We start from the raw sequence: 18,129 nt of genomic DNA on the forward strand, positions 1-18,129 counted from the left end.
CCGGGGCCGCGCCCTGCAATCTGGCGGCAGAGGCCGTAGGAATGCGAGAGGGCGGGGACGGGGAAGAAATAGGCGCGGCATAAACGCCGGCCGCCAGCGCGGCTCCTATGCGCGCGAGCGCGGCGCCCGCCGATCCGGGCCGCGGAATCCTGCGGTCTTTATGGGATTCCTATAACTTTCCCGACCGCGCTGTCTCGAAAACCTATGCGGTCCGATGCCACCTGGGAGCGTGGAACGGACCGCGGCCGCCAATGCACGCGGCCGTCCGCTCCACGCGTTGCGCGCCCGTCGCGCACATGAGGAGCACACCATGCTGGACCTTCTGATGCTGGCGCTCGCCGCCGGCTTCTTCGCCTTGGCGATCGGCTACACTTATGCCTGCGAGCGGCTGTAGGAGACGCGCCATGATAGTCGACTATTCGCTCGCCGGCGCCGTTTCCATCGCGCTGCTCATCTATCTCACCTACGCGCTGCTGCGGCCCGAGCGGTTCTGATCCGCGCGCATCAGCATCTCCAAGGACAATCCCCATGACCGTCATCGGCTGGATCCAGATCCTGCTTTATTGCGCCGTCATCGTCGCGCTCGCCAGGCCGCTCGGCTGGTACATGACGCGCGTCTTCAGCGGCGAGCGTACCGTCCTCTCGCCCGTGCTGCGCCCTGTCGAATCCGCGATCTACTGGATCGGCGGCGTCGACGAGCGCCGCGAGCAGCATTGGCTGACCTACACGGTCGCGATGCTGCTGTTCCATGTCGGCGGCTTCCTGATCATCTACGGCGTGATGCGGCTGCAGGCCGTGCTGCCGTTCAACCCCGCCGGCCAGTCAGCCGTCGCTGAGGATCTGTCGTTCAACACCGCGATCAGCTTCCTCACCAACACCAACTGGCAGAACTACGGCGGCGAGAGCACGCTGTCCTATCTCGTGCAGATGCTCGGCCTGACGCACCAGAACTTTCTCTCGGCCGCCACCGGCATCGTGCTGGCGATCGCGCTGATCCGCGGCTTCGCGCGGGCTTCCGCGCGGACCGTCGGTAATTTCTGGGTGGATGTGACCCGCTGCACGCTCTACGTCCTGCTGCCGCTGTGCATCGTCTACACGCTCTTCCTCGTGTGGCAGGGCATCCCGCAGACGCTCGGGCCGTATGTCGAGGCGACGACGCTCGAAGGCGCCAAGCAGACCATCGCGGTCGGGCCGGTGGCCTCGCAGGTCGCGATCAAGATGCTCGGCACCAATGGCGGCGGCTTCTTCAATGCCAATGCCGCGCATCCGTTCGAGAATCCGACCGCGCTGTCGAACTTCATCCAGATGATCTCGATCTTCGCGCTCGGCGCCGCGCTCACCAACGTGTTCGGCCGCATGGTCGGCAACCAGCGCCAGGGCTGGGCGATCCTCGCCGTGATGGGCGTGCTGTTCATCGCCGGCGTCGCCGTGACGTACTGGGCGGAAGCGAGCGGCAGCAATGTGCTGAATGCGCTCGGACTGACCGGCGGCAACATGGAGGGCAAGGAGGTCCGCTTCGGCATCGTCGCGTCCGCGTTGTTCGCCGTGATCACGACCGCCGCGTCGTGCGGCGCCGTCAACGCGATGCATGACAGCTTCACCGCGCTCGGCGGCATGATCCCGCTGATCAACATGCAGCTCGGCGAGATCATCGTCGGCGGCGTCGGCGCCGGCCTCTACGGCATGCTGCTGTTTGTGGTGCTCGCGATCTTCGTCGCCGGCCTGATGGTCGGACGCACGCCGGAATATGTCGGCAAGAAGATCGAGGCCCGCGAGGTCAAGATGGCGATGCTGGCGATCCTCGTCCTGCCGCTGATGTATCTCGGCTGGACCGCGGTCGCCGTGGTGCTGCCGTCCGCCGTCGCGTCGATGGCCAATGCCGGCCCGCACGGCTTCACCGAGGTGCTCTACGCCTTCACCTCGGCGACCGCCAACAACGGCTCGGCATTCGGCGGCCTCACCGGCAACACCTTCTTCTACAATCTGACGCTCGCGTCCTCGATGTTCGTCGGCCGCTTCTTCATGATCATCCCGGCGATGGCGATCGCAGGTTCGCTCGCCGAGAAGAAGTCGATCCCGCCCTCCGCCGGCACCTTGCCGACGACTGGCGGCCTGTTCGTCGGCCTCGTCGTCGGCGTGATCCTGATCATCGGCGGCCTCACCTTCTTCCCCGCTCTCGCCCTCGGTCCCATCGTCGAGCATCTCGCGATGACCGCCGGCACCGTGTTCTGATCTCGGAGCAACCTCCATGGATACAATCAAAATGCAGACGCGCTCGTCGATGTCGACGATGCTCGATGTCAAGATCGTGCTGCCCGCCATCAAGGCCGCCTTCGTCAAGCTCGATCCACGGCTGATGATGAAGAACCCCGTGATGTTCGTGGTCGAAGTGGTCGCCGCGCTCACCACGGTCATCTTCCTGCGTGACGTCGTCACCGGCGGTGCCCATCTCGGCTTCACCTTCCAGATCATTCTCTGGCTGTGGTTCACCGTGCTGTTCGCCAATTTCGCCGAAGCCGTCGCCGAAGGGCGCGGCAAGGCGCAGGCGGAGTCACTGCGCAAGACCCGCACCGAGAGCCAGGCCAAGCTGCTGACCGGATCGAGCGCGGCTGACCACAGCTACAGACTGGTGGCAGGCACGAGCCTGAAGGTCGGCGACATCGTGCTGGTCGAGGCGGGGGACACCATCCCGTCCGACGGCGAGGTGATCGAAGGCGTCGCTTCGGTCAACGAGGCCGCCATCACCGGAGAGTCCGCGCCCGTGATCCGCGAATCCGGCGGCGACCGTTCGGCCGTGACCGGCGGCACGCAGGTGCTGTCGGACTGGATCCGGGTGCGCATCACGGCGGCCCAGGGCTCGACCTTCATCGACCGCATGATCAGACTGGTCGAGGGCGCCGAGCGACAGAAGACGCCGAACGAGATCGCGCTCAACATCCTGCTCGCCGGCCTCACCATCATCTTCGTGTTCGCGACCGTCACGATCCCGAGCTACGCGGCCTATGCCGGCGGCTCGATCTCGGTGGTGGTGCTGGTGGCGCTGTTCGTGACCTTGATCCCGACCACGATCGGCGCGCTGTTGTCGGCCATCGGCATCGCCGGCATGGACCGGCTGGTGCGCTTCAACGTGCTGGCGATGTCCGGCCGTGCGGTCGAGGCCGCCGGCGACGTCGATACCCTGCTGCTCGACAAGACCGGCACCATCACGCTCGGCAACCGCCAGGCGACCGCGTTCCGTCCCGTCAGGGGCGTCAGCGAGCAGGAGCTCGCCGACGCGGCGCAGCTCGCCTCGCTCGCCGACGAGACGCCGGAAGGGCGCTCGATCGTGGTGCTCGCCAAGGAGAAATACGGCATCCGCGGCCGCGACATGTCCGAGCTCGGCGCCACCTTCGTGCCGTTCACGGCGCAGACCCGCATGAGCGGCGTCGATGCTGGCGGCTCCTCGGTGCGGAAGGGCGCGGTCGACGCGATCCTCAACTATATCAACGGCGGCACGATGCAGGTCGCCTCGGGCAATACGATGCGCGCGATCCAGCCGATGGAGAGCGAGCTGGCCCGCGAGATCCGCGCCATTGCCGACGAGATCGCAAAGGCTGGCGGTACGCCGCTGGCCGTGGCGAAAGACGGCCGGCTGCTCGGCGTCATCCAGCTCAAGGACATCGTCAAGGGCGGCATCCGCGAGCGCTTCGCCGAGCTGCGCCGCATGGGCATCCGCACCATCATGATCACCGGCGACAATCCGATGACGGCGGCGGCGATCGCGGCCGAAGCCGGGGTCGACGACTTCCTGGCCCAGGCCACCCCCGAGGACAAGCTCAAGCTGATCCGCGACGAGCAGGCCAAGGGCAAGCTGGTGGCGATGTGCGGCGACGGCACCAACGACGCGCCGGCGCTGGCGCAGGCCGATGTCGGCGTCGCCATGAACACGGGCACGCAGGCGGCGCGCGAGGCCGGCAACATGGTCGATCTCGACTCCAACCCGACCAAGCTGATCGAGGTGGTCGAAATCGGCAAGCAGCTGTTGATGACGCGTGGCGCGCTGACCACGTTCTCGATCGCCAACGACGTCGCCAAATACTTCGCGATCATCCCGGCGATGTTCCTGGCGTTCTATCCGCAGCTCGACGTGCTGAACGTGATGCACCTCGCGAGCCCGCAGAGCGCGATCCTGTCGGCGATCATCTTCAACGCGCTGATCATCATCGCGCTGATCCCGCTGGCGCTGAAGGGCGTCGCCTACCGCGCCATCGGCGCCGGCGCGCTGCTCGGCCGCAACCTGCTGATCTATGGCCTAGGCGGCATCATCATCCCCTTCATCGGCATCAAGGCGATCGACCTGATCGTGACCGCCTTGCATCTGGCCTGACACCCCAATCGCCGTCATTGCGAGCGAAGCGAAGCAATCCAGATTCTCACACGCCGCCCTGGATTGCTTCGTCGCTTCGCTCCTCGCAATGACGGCAGACATAGGAGAGCTCATCATGCTCAAAGAAATCCGTCCCGCCATCTTCGTTCTGCTCGCACTGACGCTCATCACGGGCCTGCTCTATCCGCTCGGCATGACCGTCGTCGCCGGCACCATCTTCCCGGCGCAGGCCGAGGGCAGCCTGATCACGCGCAACGGCGAGGTGATCGGCTCGGCGCTGATCGGCCAGGAGTTCAAGGACGACAAGTATTTCCACGGCCGGCTCTCGGCGACGACGGCCGCCGACCCGAACGACGCCACCAAGACCGTGCCGGCGCCCTATAACGCCGCCAACTCCTCCGGCTCCAATCTCGGCCCGACCAGCAAGACGCTGGCCGATCGCGTCAAGGAGGACGTCGACAGGCTCAGGTCCGAGAACCCCGCGCAGCCGGTGCCCGTCGACCTGGTGACATCCTCGGCGAGCGGCCTCGATCCGGACATCTCGCCGGAGGCGGCGCTGTTCCAGGTGCCGCGCATCGCCAAGGCGCGCGGTATCCCTGAGGATCGCGTGCAGGCGCTGGTGGCGAAAAACACCGACGGGCGGCTGATCGGGCTGCTCGGCGAACCCCGCGTTAACGTGCTTGCGCTCAATCTGGCGCTCGATGCCGCAACGGCAACCAAGTAATGGTCGAGTGAGGTCGCGCCCCGCGTCCTCGTCTTGGTATCAAGATCTTGGCCTCGGGGGACCTCCGTCTATAATGCCGCATGGCCAGCCAACGCCGCGACCCTGACCAACGTCCCTCGCCGGAAGCCCTGCTCGAGGCCGCCCGGCGGGAGGAGAGTCCTGCCGGCAAGCTCAAGATCTTCGTCGGCGCCGCCCCCGGCGTCGGCAAGACCTATGAGATGCTGTCGAGCGCGCATGCCCGGATGAAGGCCGGCATCGACGTGGTCATTGGCTTCGTCGAGACCCACGGCCGGGTGGAGACCGAGGCGCTGGTGCGCGGGCTCGAGGTGATCCCGCGCAAGCGCATCGCCTACAAGGACCAGGTCATCGAGGAGATGGACCTGGACGCCGTCATCGCACGCCGCCCGAAGCTCGCGATCGTCGACGAGCTCGCGCATACCAACGTCGCCGGCAGCCGGCACCCGAAGCGCTATCTCGACGTCGAGGAGCTGCTGTCGCACGGCATCGACGTCTATACGGCCGTCAACGTCCAGCACATCGAGAGCCTCAACGACGTCGTCGCCCAGATCACCCATGTCCGGGTGCGGGAGACCGTGCCGGATTCGATCTTCGACCGCGCCGATGCGATCGAGCTGATCGACCTCACGCCCGACGACCTGATCCAGCGGCTGAAGGAGGGCAAGGTCTATGTGCCCAAGCAGGCCGAGCGCGCGCTGGAGCACTATTTCTCGCCCGGCAATCTGACCGCCTTGCGCGAGCTGGCGCTGCGCCGGACCGCCGAGCGGGTCGACGAGCAGCTGCTCAACCATATGCAGGCCAACGCGATCGCCGGGCCCTGGGCGGCCGGCGAGCGCATTCTGGTCTGCGTCTCCGAGGATCCGCGCGCCGCGGGCCTCGTGCGCTACACCAAGCGCCTCGCCGACCGGGTCCATGCGCCGTGGACGGCGGTCACGATCGAAACGCGGCGCAATCTCCAGCTCTCGGACAAGCAGCGCGACCGCCTTGCCGATACGCTGCGCCTGGCCGAATCGCTCGGCGGCGAAGCGCTGACCATCCCCGGCGTCGGCCGCCGCATCGCGGACGATCTCATCAGCTTCGCGCAAGGCCACAACGTCACCCAGATCGTCATCGGCAAGTCGCAGCGCTCGCGCCTGTTCGAGATCGTCAGGGGCTCGGTGGTGCACGATCTCGTGCGCCGCGCCGGCCACATCTCCATTCACGTCATTCCCGGCGAGGAGCCGTCGGACGCGGCAGAGCCCGTGGTGCAGACCCGCGCGCGCAGCGAGCCGCTGCGGCCCAAGCCGTATCTGATGGCGCTGCTGATCACGGCCGTCGGCCTCGGTCTCGCCGAGCTGATCCAGCCGTTTTTCGGCATCGAGAATGTCGACCTCGTCTTCCTCACCGCCGTGGTCAGCGTTGCCGCGCGCTACGGGCTGGGTCCGTCGCTGCTGGCGAGCTTCGTCTCCTCGCTCTGCTACAATTTCTTCTTCCTGCCGCCGCTCTACACCTTCACGATCACCGACCCGACCAACGTCGCGGCGTTCTTCTTCTTCATGCTCATCGCGATGCTGGTGTCGAACGTCGCCGCGCGCGTGCGCGTGCAGGCCGATGCGGCGACCCATCGCATCCGCACCACCGAGCAGCTCTATGCCTTCAGCCGCAAGCTCGCGGGGACGGCGACGCTCGACGACGTGCTGTGGGCGACGGCCTATCAGGCCGCGCTGATGCTCAAGGTCCGCGTCGTGCTGCTGCTGCCGCAGGACGGCAAGCTCACCGTGATGGCCGGCTATCCGCCGGAGGATCAGCTCGACGATGCCGATCTCGCCGCCGCGAGCTGGGCGTTCGCCAACGATCGCGCGGCGGGCCGCGGCTCCGACACCTTGCCCGGCGCCAAGCGCCTGTTCCTGCCGATGCGCACCGGGCGCGGGCTGATCGGCGTCATCGGCATCGACGACGACCGCACCGGGCCGCTGCTGACGCCCGACCAGCGCCGGCTGCTCGATGCGCTGGTCGACCAGGGCGCGCTGGCGATCGAGCGCGTGCTGCTGGTCGAGGACATGGACAAGGTCAAGCGCAGCATGGAGCAGGACCGGCTGCGCTCGGCGCTGCTGACCTCGATCTCGCACGACCTCAAGACGCCGCTCGCGTCGGTGCTCGGCGCGGCATCGACCATGCGCGACCTCGCGACGCGGTTGTCCGACCGCGAGAAGCTCGATCTGCTTGCCACCGTCATCGACGAGTCCGAGCGGCTGAACCGGTTCATCGCCAACCTGCTCGACATGACCAAGCTCGAATCCGGGGCCATCAAGCCGAACAGCGCGCTGCATGACCTCGGTGAGATCGTCGGCAGCGCGCTGCGCCGCGCCGGCAAGATCCTGTCGGGCCACACGATCGCGCTGGAGCTTGCCGCAGACCTGCCGATGCTCGAGCTCGACGCCGTGCTGTTCGAGCAGGTGCTGTTCAACCTGCTCGACAATGCCGCGAAATATGCGCCGGCCGGCACGACGATCGAGCTGCGCTCGCGGCGTGACGGCGCCTGGGTGGTGCTCGACGTCAGGGACGAGGGCGACGGCATTCCGCCCGACGAGGTCGAGCACGTGTTCGACAAGTTCTATCGCGTGCAGAAGGGCGACCAGGTGCGCCCCGGCACCGGCCTCGGCCTCGCGATCTCGCGCGGCTTCGTCGAGGCGATGCATGGCCGCATGACCGCGGGCAATCGCACCGACCGCAGCGGCGCCGTTCTCACCATCCGCCTGCCGGTGCCCGCGCAGGTGAGACCTCTGGAGACCGCCGCATGACCGGTGCGCCGATCAAGGTGCTCGTGATCGACGATGAGCCGCCGATCCGAAAACTGCTGCGGATGGGCCTGGCGACGCAGGGCTACGAGATCCTGGAGGCGCCGAGCGGCAAGGTCGCGCTCGAGAAGCTCGCCGAGGAACCGGCCTTGATCATCCTCGATCTCGGCCTGCCGGACATCGACGGCCACGAGCTGCTGCGCACCATCCGGGCACGCAACGACAGCATTCCGGTCGTGGTGCTGTCGAGCCGTGGCGACGAGGCCGGCAAGGTCAAGGCGCTCGATCTCGGCGCCGACGACTACATCACAAAGCCGTTCGGCATGGACGAGCTGCTGGCGCGCCTGCGCGCGGCGCTGCGCCATCAGTTGCAGGTCCAGGGCGAGCGCCCGGTGTTCCGCACCGGCGATCTCTCCGTCGATCTCGTTCGCCGCATCGTCAAGCTCGGCGAGCGCGAGATCAAGCTGTCGCCGAAGGAATATGATCTGCTGCGCGTGCTGGTCCAGCACGCCGGCAAGGTCCTGACGCATCGCTTCCTGCTGAAGGAGCTGTGGGACGAACTGACCGACGCGCAATATCTCCGCGTCTACGTCCGCCAGCTCCGCCAGAAGATCGAGACCGATCCGGAGCGCCCGCACTTCGTGCTCACGGAAACCGGCATCGGCTATCGCCTGCGCGCACCGGATTAGTGCTTCTTTGCAATGAAGAGCCACGCATGTCTATGGAGACGCGCCGTCTGGCCGACGCATCCCGAGCTGTTTGCCTCAAGCACGCTGCGCTCCCTCTCCCCGTTCTTACGGGGAGAGGGGTGGGGTGAGGGGCAGTCGCACGGGTAGTGTAGACCGACGTGCGAGAACTTTCCCAACCGCGTTAGTTCCTCCAAATCGGAACCTTCCTCTGCTCTCGTGATTGCCGTGCTGTCACAGGGAGACCATGTTGATGGCAAAGACAGCACGCAAATACTCCAAGGGCGCGTCGAAGGACGTCGAGCGCGCGATGAAGAAGCGCAAGGCCGGCACGCTGAAGAGCGGTGGCTCGGGGCGCAAGGTCAAGAGCCGCAAGCAGGCGATCGCGATCGGCCTGTCCGAGGCGCGCCGCGAAGGCAAGAAGGTGCCCGCGAAGAAAAGCGCGAAATCGTCGGCGAAGAAGACCGCAAAGAAGTCGTCGAAAAGTTCGAGCAAGAAGAGCACGAAGAAGACAACCAAGAAAACGACGAAGAAGAAGTCGTCGAAGACGAGCTGAGACCTCGGCCTCATGGTTCGAGACGCGCCGCCACGAACACCGCCTTCATGATCCGCTTTCGTGCTCGGCGCTCCTCACCATGAGGGTCTGGCACCCAAAAGGGGTCTTGCACACCGACCATGAACACGCTGAGAGGCGTGTTCATGGAAAGGGGCATGCACCGAGGGCGGTCCTGCACATTGACCATCAGTACGCCAGCCGGCGTCTCAATGGAGAGTTGAGGCGTAGAAAGCAGCGCCGTGGCGCTTAACTCTCCATGAACACGCCGGTCGGCATGTTCATGGTCGGTGCGCGGGACCCGTTTCGGTGCCAGACCCTCATGGTGAGGAGCGCCGAGCCGACCTGCGAACCAGACCAAAGGTGCACAGGGCGGCGCGTCTCGAACCATGAGGCCAGGATCGCGAGGCGGGCCTCTCCTGCGTGCTGTCCCCAAGATCCAGGGTCTCGCTAACCCGCCTTCCTCTGTCGCGCCGCCGAGCGATGCGCCTTCTTCGCCGGACGCCGATGCGCAGGCGCGCGCCGCGATGGCGCCCGTGCCGCCTTCTTCCCACCCTTGCCCAGGCTCTGCTTCAGCGCATCCATCAGGCTGACCACGTTGCCGGACGTCTCCTCCGGCTCCGGCAGCTTGATCGGCTTGCCCGCGGCCTTGCACTTGACCAGCGCCTTCAGCGCGGTCTCGTACTGGTCCTTGAACTCCGACGGCTTGAAGTGTGCGGCCTTGGTCTGGAGGATGTGGCCCGCCAGCTCCACCATGTCCTTGGTGATCTTCGGCGACTTGATATCGTCGAAGAACTCCGCCTCGTCGCGCAGCTCGTAGGGAAAGCGCAGCGTCGTCCCGAGCATGCCCTTGCCCAACGGCTCGATAGCGATGATGTGCTCGCGATGCGTCAGCACGATCCGCGCCAGCGCGACCCGGTCCTGGTCCTTCATGGCGTCGCGGATCACCGCGAAGGCGTCGACCGCCGCCTTGCCGTCGGGCGCGATGTAATAGGGGTGATTGAGATAGCGCTGGTCGATCTCCTCGCGCGGCACGAAGCTGTCGATGTCGATCGTATGGTTGCTCTCGATCTGGACCGCCTCCAGCTCCTCCGGTTCGATCTCGACATACTGTCCCTTGGACAGCTCATAGCCGCGGCCCTTCTGGTCGCCCTCGACGATGTCGCCGGTCTCGGCGTCGATCATCTGCTGCTTCAGCCGATTGCCGGTCTCGCGGTTGATCAGGTGGAAGCGCGTCTTCTCCACGGATGTGGACGCCGGATAGAGCACGACAGGACAACTGACGAGCGAGAGTTTGAGCGAGCCTTTCCAATAGGCGCGGGGGGCCATCGTGGTCTCCGTGAAAGCATTTTGAGCCCAACCAGATGGGACCTGTTTAGGTTCCGTCGGGATTGATGGACGACCGCAGCACGCTTGTGGCTTCGGCCAAACGGATCAACGATACTGCATGGATCTCGTCAGCTGCCACCATCTTGGCGGCGTGCTCAAGCGGGCGAGTTCATTGCCATTTATTGGCTTGAGAGTCCGAAGCTCGCTGAAAAGGTCTGCCCGTATCATCCAATCGCGGGGGTACAATGGCAGAGTCGCGGCGGTGTCCGTCGGGACGTTGAACAGGTAGTCTACCTTCCAGCGTGCGGCTTGGCTGGGGCGCTGCTTTGCGATCGCCGTGTCGCGCAGCTCTGCGAACTCTCCGGGAAGCGATCCCGTCGCCTCGAGATGGTCGCCGGCATCGTGTCGAACCTCCCACACACGCTCTCCGCCTTGCCAATATCCGGCATAGGAGACCATGGCATGTTCGAGCACGACGCACGCGACGCAGCGGGATTGCGCCGGCAGGCGAGCGAGCCGAGGCGGCGTCGTGCCGAACAGCATGTCCATAGCGAGCGCGTAATTACCAAAGATGGCGCACCAGCCTGGCTCTAGCTTGGCGCCCGCCAGAGGAACATGGCTCGTCCCAAGATCGGTATAATCCGGAGTTACGTCGGTGGGCTCAAGATCCAGAAATGTGTAGAGCTCGTGCAGGCTGACACCTTCTACGAATGCCCAAGACATGTTCGTTCCCATGATCGATCCTCCGCCCGCGCAACGTCCATGAAGACGCGATCCAATGCATTCACTGCGTTGGTAACATGTCACGCGGATGGCCGGGAAGAGACGCCTTCGTCGAAGGTCAACCCAAGACCACGTGCCCGTCGGGTTACTATGTCGCACCAACAATCCCTTGCCTCGTCGGGCAAATCAGACCGATCTTTCCGCGCATCCCGCCTCATGCAGAGGGCGTACGCGTCGTCACGATACGTGGAGTGTGGGAGGCGATGGACGAGACGGCAGCGTGCGCTTTCATGCGCGGACGAGCGCGGCCTCTCGGACGTGAAGTCGCGTGGTCCTGGCGCCCCGATGCTGGCGTCAAGTCCGTGCTGCCGGCGAGGCGCGCGGGCGACGGTGGCTAACAAGCCGGACACCGGGGAGATCGCGAAGTAAGCGTTAACACCATCGCGCAGGGAAGGCCGGTTGAGGGCCGTACCTGTGGTGACTGCCGCCTGCTTTTTGTGTTGCAGGCGGGCCATGGGCCGCGGTCAGCACCCGGCCTTCCCTGCACCCTCTCGCGTGTCGCGGAGGGCGGACGACGGCAACACCCGAGCCCCAACGAGCGCCGGGAACGCGGAACTTTGCCCGGTGTTATCCAACAGGATCGGCCGGTTCCACGACCCCGCCGGCTTTGCTACGCTACCGCTCAACGCGAGGGATCACCGTGGCGCTCAAGAAGCTCTCCACCTATCGCAAGAAACGTGATTTCGAGAAAACGGCAGAGCCGTCCGGCGAGGCCAAGGTCGCGCCGGCCGACCGTCCGCGCTTCGTCATTCAGAAGCACGACGCCACCCGGCTGCACTACGATCTCAGGCTCGAATTCGGCGGCGTCTTCAAGTCGTGGGCGGTGACCAAGGGGCCGTCGCTCGATCCGCACGACAAGCGGCTCGCGGTGGAGGTCGAGGATCATCCCCTCGATTATGGCGATTTCGAAGGCACCATTCCCGAAGGCGAGTATGGCGGCGGCACCGTCATGCTGTGGGACCGCGGTACTTGGGAGAGCGACGATCCCGAGCGCGGCTTCAAGAAGGGCGATCTGAAGTTCACGCTGGACGGCGAGAAGCTGCATGGCAGCTGGGTGCTGGTGCGGATGCGCCACGACCGCACCGGCGGCAAGCGCACCAATTGGCTGCTGATCAAGCATCGCGATGAATACGCCAGGGAAGGCGAGGCCAACGACATCCTCGAGGCCGACAAGTCGGTCGCGTCGGGACGTTCGATGGAGCAGATCGCCGCCGGCAAGGGCAAGGCGCCGAAGCCGTTCATGCTGGCCGAGAGCCAGCGCATGAACGCCGATGCGGTGTGGCACTCCAACCGCGGCGATAGCGAGACGAAGATCAACAAGGGATCGACCAAGGCGCGGTCGCCGAAAGCCAAAGCCACAAGAGCCAAGGCCACGAAGGCCAGTGGTGCGAAGGCCCAGCGTGCGACGAAGACGATCGAGCCCAAAACCGTCGCGTCGCTGCCCGACTTCGTGCCGCCCGAGCTGTGCACCTCCGTGGCCGCGCCGCCGAGCGGCGAGGGCTGGGCGCACGAGATCAAGTTCGACGGCTATCGCGTGCAGATCCGGGTCGAGAACGGTCAGGCGACGTTGAAGACGCGCAGGGGCCTCGATTGGACTGCCAAGTTCGGCGCGATCGCGGAAGCCGCGGCCAAGCTGCCGGATGCGATCATCGACGGCGAGATCGTCGCGCTCGACAAGGACGGCAACCCGAACTTCTCGGCACTGCAGGCGGCGATCTCGGCCGGGCAGACGGATGAGCTGGTGTTCTTTGCCTTCGACCTGATGTTCGTCGAGGAGTTCGATTTACGCCGCCAGCCGTTGCGTGAACGTAAGGCACGCCTGGCGAAGCTGCTGAAGGCGAACATCAAGGGCAGGACGCCCGTTATCCGCTATGTCGAGCATTTCGAGAGCGACGGCGAGGCCGTGCTGGACTCGGCACGCAAGCTGAACCTCGAAGGCATCGTGTCGAAGAAGCTGGACTCCGCCTATCACTCCGGCCGCACCGAGAGCTGGACCAAGGCCAAGACGCGGCCCGGCCACGAGGTCGTCATCGGCGGCTGGAAGACGACCAACGGCAAATTCCGCTCGCTGATGGTCGGCGTCAACAAGGACGATCATCTCGCTTATGTCGGCATCGTCGGCACCGGCTTCGGCCAGGATAAGGTGAAGGAGATCATGCCGGCGCTGAAGGCGGCTGCCTCCGACAAGAGCCCGTTCAGCGGCAAGAATGCGCCGCGCAAGGCGCGCGAGGTGCATTGGCTGAAGCCTGAGCTCGTCGCCGAGATCGAGTTCGCCGGCTGGACCGCAGACAACAATGTCAGGCAGGCCTCGTTCAAGGGACTGCGCCAGGACAAGCCGGCGCATGAGGTTGTCGCCGAGGAGCCGGTCGTCACGGCAAAGGTGACGAAGCCGGTGGCGCGTGCCGCGGCGACGGTCGCGACCGGCGGCACCACGATGCACAAGACGCCGTCGCGATCCAAGAGTTCGGCGACGGTAATGGGCGTTGCGATCTCGAAGCCCGACAAGGCGCTATGGCCGGATGCAGGTGACGGCGAGCCGGTCACTAAGCTCGATCTCGCCAACTATCTCGAAGCCGTCGGCGACTGGATGATCGATCATCTCAAGGGACGGCCATGTTCGATCGTGCGTGCGCCTGACGGTATCGGCGGCGAGCGGTTTTTCCAGCGGCATGGCATGCAGGGCATGTCCGATCTGCTGGAGCTGGTGAAAGTGTCCGGCGATCGAAAGCCCTATCTGCAGATCGATCGGGTCGAGGGCCTCATCGCGGTGGCGCAGGTCGCCGCGGTCGAGCTGCATCCGTGGAATTGCGCGCCGGATGCCTACGACGTGCCGGGACGCCTGGTGTTCGATCTCGATCCGGCGCCGAACGTCGCGTTCGAGGAGGTGATTGCGGCGGCCAAGGACATGCGGCAGCGCCTGAAGACGCTGGGCCTGGAGAGCTTCTGCAAGACCACCGGCGGCAAGGGGCTGCATGTGGTGACGCCGCTGCTGCATGGCGCGCGCGATAAGGTGACGTGGCCAGAGGCGAAGGCGTTTGCGCAGGGCGTGTGCCAGTGGATGGCCAATGACCATCCTGAGGATTACCTGCTGAACATGTCGAAGAAGCTGCGCAAAGGGAAGATCTTCCTCGACTATCTGCGCAATGATCGGATGTCGACCGCGGTCGCGGTGCTGTCGCCGCGGGCGCGCGACGGTGCGACCGCGTCGATGCCGATCACCTGGGCGCAGGTGAAGAATGGGTTGGATCCGAAGCGCTTTACGGTTCGCACAGTGCCGGGGTTGTTGGCCAAGACCAAGGCGTGGGATGGCTATGATGACGCGGCAGGAGCGATCAAGCCGGCGATCAAAAAGCTGACGGACAAATTGTGAGAGGCTGTTAGGACGTTCGGGCAGACATGGCCAATGCCACGTCTGCCCGAAGAATTATCGCACCTGAATCAAATCCGTCCGAGCAGGACCAGGATCAGCACGATAACGATGATCAGGCCGAGGCCGCCACCGCCGTAATAGCCGGTGCCGTAGAACGGGCCGCCGCCGATGCCGGAGAAGCCGCCGAGCAGGGCGATGATGAGAATGATGAGGATGATCGTTCCGATGGACATGTACTTCCCTCCAGAGCCCGGCAGCGGGGCGGTGCGTCACTCTGCCTTCGCCGAGGAAACTGGTCGGAACTTCGAAAGTTCCGGAAGTGGATCAGGTAAAATAAGGGGTGTGGCTTTGCGGTCGGAGCGCGGCGTGACTACATCAGGACGGTTGTTAGTCAGGAGATTGCGATGTCAAGGCCGCTTGTCGTTTCCATTCCGCACCGTCTCGGCAAGGACGAGGCGGTGCGTCGGCTGCAATCCGGACTGAGCAGGGCCGCGAGCAGTCTTCCGGTGCTCAGTGTCGATGAGGAGCGCTGGGAGGGCGACAAGATGTTCTTTCGCGTGCGCGCGCTCGGGCAGGCGGCGTCCGGCCATGTCGACGTCGGCGAGGATCGCGTCCAGGTCGAGGTCACGCTGCCCTGGCTGCTGCAGCGCTTTGCTGAAGCCGCGCAGAACGCCATCCGCAGTCGCGGCCAGCTGTTGCTGACGAAGAAGAGCTGATCAGCTCTGCGGCGCCAATGCAGGCGCTGGCTTGGCACTGTGATCGGAGGAACTTTCCACGCGGGCCGCAAGCACCGCAGCCGGGAGATGGGTGAACAGCGCGGAGACGGGGAGGGCGCCGTTCTGGATCTGAGGCGCGGAATAGCCGGGAAGATGCACGGTCGCGTCGAACGCATCCGCATGCGGCCAGACGCGGCCGCCGTCGGTGAACGGCGCCAGCGTGCGAGCGGCGACCACGATCACCGCCTCGCGGCCGCGGCGGCGCGCAAAGGCGATGATGTGATCGGCATGACGCCCGCTCACCTCGAGCGGCTCGTAGGCGCCGTCGGTGAACATCGATGGCATCTCGTTGCGGAGCTTAATGAGCTGCCGCGTCCAGGCCAGTTTGATGCGACCGTCCGGCCAGTGGTCTGCGAGGGCAGCCCAGTCCGGCGCTTCGCTCTCACGCAGCGCCTGCTCGCGCGCGGCAAAATCGACCGGGCGGCGGTTGTCGGGATCGACCATCGACAGATCCCAGAACTCCGTCCCCTGGTAGAAATCGGGTACGCCCGGCATGGTCGCCTTCAGCGTGACCTGCGTCAGCGAATTGACTGCGCCGAGCAGCGCCACGCGTTTGGCGACGGTCTCCAGCGACTGCAGGAACTCCGCCGAATGCTGGCGGTCCAGGATGCGCTCGATGAAGGCGCGCAATCCGGCCTCATACGCCTCATTCGGATTGAGCCAGCTGGTCTCCTCCTTGCCCTCCCGCGCCGCCTTCAGCGCATAGGCCTGCAAGCGCTCGGGGAGGCTGTCGTCCCAGCCCGTGGCGGGCCAGATGCCGACCAGGGTCTGGTAGAGCATGTATTCGAACGTCGCCGATGGCGCCCGCATGGAGCCGTCGGTGACGACATGCGGCGCGTTCATGGTCTTCCAGCGTGCCACTGCCGAGGTCCAGCCGTGGGGCAGCTCGGTCAGCGCCGCAAGGCGCGTGCGGGCGTCCTCGCCGCGCTTGGTGTCGTGGGTGGCCGTCGCCGTCATGCCGTGCGGCCAGTGCTTGGCGCGATCCTGCATCAGCTCGTGGAAGTCGGAAATCGCCATCGCATGCGCCGACGGATCGCCGCCGACCTCGTTGAGCGCGAGCAGCCGGTGGAAGCGGTAGAAGCCGGTGTCCTCCAGCGACTTCGCCATGACAGGCCCGGTGAACTGCTGCACCTTCAGCGCAAAGCGGCGCACGCGCGGGACGGAGTGGGTGGTGTTGCGGTCACGCTTGATGAGATCCATCGTCAGCGCGTCGCGCAGGAAATCGAAGATCGAGCCGTCGGACGCGAACCATTCGGCGCGGGCGCCGGCAATGGCATGGTCGATCAGCTTGCGGTCCGCCTCGGTCGGACCGGCGCCGGTGAGATAGGTGCGGTAGACCGGGAAGTGCAGCACGTACAATTCGAGTGCCTGGCGCAGGCTGTCCTCGGAATAGTCGCGCGTGGAGTAGTGGCCGTTGGCGATGCGTGCGAGCAGGCGCGTCAGCACGGTGAACTCGGAGGTCAGCAACGTCTCCAGCACGCGCCGCTTGGCTTCCTTGATGACGGGCGCAAGCTTCGGCGGCTTGTTGCTGATCTGGCGCCAGATCTCGTCGAGCGGCTCCAGCCCCTTGCCATCGATCAGGAGCTGCGTGATGACGTTCATCCACTCGTAGCCGGTGGTGCCGTGAACGCCGGCAAAGCTCGGCAGCTTCTCGTGCTCGCAGAGGATCTTCTCGATCACCACGTAGAACGGACCGACGGCCGGTCCGCGCGCGTCGCGAATGAGACGGCGCAGCCGCTGGAAGTACTGCGCGGGGTCGCGCAGGCCGTCGATATGGTCGAGCCTCAGCCCCTGCAACTGGCCGTCGGCGATCAGCTTCTTGACGAGCCGATGGATCGCCTCGAACGTGCCGGCGTCCTCGACGCGCAGGCCGGCGAGCGTGTTCACGTCGAAGAAGCGGCGGTAGTTGATGTCGCTGGATGCCAGCCGCCAATGGCCGAGCTTGTAGTGCTGCCGCTCCAGCAGATGGTGCAGAGCCAGTGTCTGCGCGGGGCGGCCTTCACCCGCCTTGTAGGCCGAGAGGCCGCGAGCAATGACGTCGGCAGCACCGGGAATGGTCTTGAGCGCCGCCTTGAAGCCCGGCGCTTCCTTGCGATTGGGATGGCGCAGGCCGGGATAGCGCGACACCAGCTCCAGGATCGCCTTGCCGGCCTCGCTGCTCTCCTCGCCGGCATCCTTGACGATGATGCGCAGCATCTCGCCATAGCGCTCCGGCGCGATCGGCAATCGGTGCTCGAAGTACCAGCAGGAGAACGAGCCTTCGTCCGGATCGTAGCGCAGCCCGATGTCGCCGTGTTCGAGCGCATGGCCGTAGGAGGTGCCGATGATCGGCAGCAGCACGCCGCCGCGCGCGCGATAGGGCAACTGGTCCCAGTCGATGTCGAACGAGGCCGCGTGCGGCGAGGCCTGGCCCCATTCGAGCACGTCGAGCCACCACGGATTGTCGTCGAAATGCACGCCGACATGGTTGGGCACGAAATCGAGGATCAGGCCGAGGTCGTGCGCCTTCAGCGCTGCGCTGAGCTTGGCAAAGCCGTCCTCGCCGCCGAGCTCCGGATTGAGCTTGGTATGGTCGGTGATGTCATAGCCGTGGGTCGAGCCCTTGCGCGCCGTCATGAACGGCGAGGCGTAGACATGGCTGATGCCGAGCGCCTTCAGGTACGGCACGATGCGCGCCGCCGCCTCGAAGTTGAAGTCGGCGGTGAGCTGCAGGCGATAGGTCGCGAGCGGAATGGCTGGAGGCATGA

14 protein-coding genes are annotated in these 18,129 nt (G+C 65.5%); 10 read left to right on the top strand and 4 right to left on the bottom strand.

Annotation, left to right across the window (positions count from 1 at the left end):
* The first annotated feature begins 229 nt into the window (after window positions 1-229).
* From ACQR0Z_RS06505 to ACQR0Z_RS06540, 8 genes are all read left to right on the top strand, one after another.
* Window positions 230-394, top strand: a complete 165-nt coding sequence (locus tag ACQR0Z_RS06505; RefSeq protein WP_434918088.1) for a hypothetical protein — start codon at window positions 230-232, stop codon at window positions 392-394.
* A gap of 10 nt (window positions 395-404) precedes the next feature.
* On the top strand, window positions 405-494 hold the full coding sequence (locus ACQR0Z_RS06510; RefSeq protein WP_434860169.1) for a K(+)-transporting ATPase subunit F: 90 nt from the start codon (window positions 405-407) through the stop codon (window positions 492-494).
* Between the two features lie 34 nt (window positions 495-528).
* Window positions 529-2,232 (top strand): potassium-transporting ATPase subunit KdpA, encoded by a 1,704-nt coding sequence (gene kdpA / locus ACQR0Z_RS06515; RefSeq protein ID WP_434918089.1) that lies wholly within the window; start codon window positions 529-531, stop codon window positions 2,230-2,232.
* A 16-nt stretch (window positions 2,233-2,248) separates the two neighbouring features.
* Window positions 2,249-4,366, top strand: a complete 2,118-nt coding sequence (gene kdpB, locus ACQR0Z_RS06520) for a potassium-transporting ATPase subunit KdpB (protein WP_434918090.1) — start codon at window positions 2,249-2,251, stop codon at window positions 4,364-4,366.
* Window positions 4,367-4,481: 115 nt separating this feature from the next.
* Entirely contained in the window at window positions 4,482-5,090 is a 609-nt protein-coding gene (locus tag ACQR0Z_RS06525; RefSeq protein WP_434918091.1) for a K(+)-transporting ATPase subunit C, read from the top strand.
* An 80-nt stretch (window positions 5,091-5,170) separates the two neighbouring features.
* Window positions 5,171-7,888 carry a DUF4118 domain-containing protein gene (locus tag ACQR0Z_RS06530; RefSeq protein WP_434918092.1) on the top strand — a complete coding sequence of 906 codons (2,718 nt, stop codon included), beginning with the start codon at window positions 5,171-5,173 and terminating at the stop codon, window positions 7,886-7,888.
* A complete protein-coding gene (locus ACQR0Z_RS06535; RefSeq protein WP_434860164.1) occupies window positions 7,885-8,574 on the top strand; it encodes a response regulator in 690 nt (229 codons plus the stop codon). Before ACQR0Z_RS06530 ends, ACQR0Z_RS06535 begins: the two co-directional genes overlap by 4 nt.
* A 250-nt stretch (window positions 8,575-8,824) precedes the next feature.
* A complete protein-coding gene (locus ACQR0Z_RS06540; protein ID WP_434860163.1) occupies window positions 8,825-9,127 on the top strand; it encodes a DUF6496 domain-containing protein in 303 nt (100 codons plus the stop codon).
* Between the two features lie 447 nt (window positions 9,128-9,574).
* On the opposite strand, the gene ACQR0Z_RS06545 is transcribed toward ACQR0Z_RS06540, so the two are convergent.
* Together ACQR0Z_RS06545 and ACQR0Z_RS06550 are read right to left on the bottom strand one after the other, a co-directional pair.
* Window positions 9,575-10,453, bottom strand: a complete 879-nt coding sequence (locus tag ACQR0Z_RS06545; protein WP_434918093.1) for a Ku protein — start codon at window positions 10,451-10,453, stop codon at window positions 9,575-9,577.
* A 105-nt stretch (window positions 10,454-10,558) separates the two neighbouring features.
* The gene (locus ACQR0Z_RS06550) at window positions 10,559-11,188 is read right to left on the bottom strand and encodes a hypothetical protein (RefSeq protein WP_434918094.1); all 630 of its coding nucleotides are present in this window, start codon (window positions 11,186-11,188) and stop codon (window positions 10,559-10,561) included.
* Window positions 11,189-11,876: 688 nt separating this feature from the next.
* On the opposite strand from ACQR0Z_RS06550, the gene ligD reads away from it, so the two are divergent.
* The gene (ligD, locus tag ACQR0Z_RS06555) at window positions 11,877-14,606 is read left to right on the top strand and encodes a DNA ligase D (RefSeq protein WP_434918095.1); all 2,730 of its coding nucleotides are present in this window, start codon (window positions 11,877-11,879) and stop codon (window positions 14,604-14,606) included.
* Between the two features lie 68 nt (window positions 14,607-14,674).
* Here the strand turns inward: ligD and ACQR0Z_RS06560 are convergent, their stop codons facing one another.
* The gene (locus ACQR0Z_RS06560; protein ID WP_006614022.1) at window positions 14,675-14,839 is read right to left on the bottom strand and encodes a DUF3309 family protein; all 165 of its coding nucleotides are present in this window, start codon (window positions 14,837-14,839) and stop codon (window positions 14,675-14,677) included.
* 171 nt (window positions 14,840-15,010) lie between these two features.
* On the opposite strand from ACQR0Z_RS06560, the gene ACQR0Z_RS06565 reads away from it, so the two are divergent.
* A complete protein-coding gene (locus ACQR0Z_RS06565) occupies window positions 15,011-15,322 on the top strand; it encodes a polyhydroxyalkanoic acid system family protein (RefSeq protein ID WP_434860160.1) in 312 nt (103 codons plus the stop codon).
* Here ACQR0Z_RS06565 and treY read toward each other — a convergent pair whose 3' ends face one another.
* Complete coding sequence (treY, locus tag ACQR0Z_RS06570) at window positions 15,323-18,127, bottom strand: malto-oligosyltrehalose synthase (RefSeq protein WP_434918096.1); 2,805 nt, start codon at window positions 18,125-18,127, stop codon at window positions 15,323-15,325.
* Window positions 18,128-18,129: the final 2 nt, after the last annotated feature.

Origin of the sequence: Bradyrhizobium sp. HKCCYLS3077, assembly GCF_051167555.1 — a bacterium.
Lineage (GTDB): Bacteria > Pseudomonadota > Alphaproteobacteria > Rhizobiales > Xanthobacteraceae > Bradyrhizobium.

Excerpts from the sequence above, each read along its gene's own strand:
- ACQR0Z_RS06510 (WP_434860169.1), top strand. The coding sequence starts at position 405 with ATGATAGTCGACTATTCGCTCGCCGGCGCCGTTTCCATCGCGCTGCTC.
- kdpA (WP_434918089.1), top strand. The coding sequence starts at position 529 with ATGACCGTCATCGGCTGGATCCAGATCCTGCTTTATTGCGCCGTCATC.
- kdpB (WP_434918090.1), top strand. The coding sequence starts at position 2,249 with ATGGATACAATCAAAATGCAGACGCGCTCGTCGATGTCGACGATGCTC.
- ACQR0Z_RS06525 (WP_434918091.1), top strand. The coding sequence starts at position 4,482 with ATGCTCAAAGAAATCCGTCCCGCCATCTTCGTTCTGCTCGCACTGACG.
- ACQR0Z_RS06530 (WP_434918092.1), top strand. The coding sequence starts at position 5,171 with ATGGCCAGCCAACGCCGCGACCCTGACCAACGTCCCTCGCCGGAAGCC.
- ACQR0Z_RS06535 (WP_434860164.1), top strand. The coding sequence starts at position 7,885 with ATGACCGGTGCGCCGATCAAGGTGCTCGTGATCGACGATGAGCCGCCG.
- ACQR0Z_RS06540 (WP_434860163.1), top strand. The coding sequence starts at position 8,825 with ATGGCAAAGACAGCACGCAAATACTCCAAGGGCGCGTCGAAGGACGTC.
- ACQR0Z_RS06545 (WP_434918093.1), bottom strand. The coding sequence starts at position 10,453 with ATGGCCCCCCGCGCCTATTGGAAAGGCTCGCTCAAACTCTCGCTCGTC.
- ACQR0Z_RS06550 (WP_434918094.1), bottom strand. The coding sequence starts at position 11,188 with ATGGGAACGAACATGTCTTGGGCATTCGTAGAAGGTGTCAGCCTGCAC.
- ACQR0Z_RS06560 (WP_006614022.1), bottom strand. The coding sequence starts at position 14,839 with ATGTCCATCGGAACGATCATCCTCATCATTCTCATCATCGCCCTGCTC.
- ACQR0Z_RS06565 (WP_434860160.1), top strand. The coding sequence starts at position 15,011 with ATGTCAAGGCCGCTTGTCGTTTCCATTCCGCACCGTCTCGGCAAGGAC.
- treY (WP_434918096.1), bottom strand. The coding sequence starts at position 18,127 with ATGCCTCCAGCCATTCCGCTCGCGACCTATCGCCTGCAGCTCACCGCC.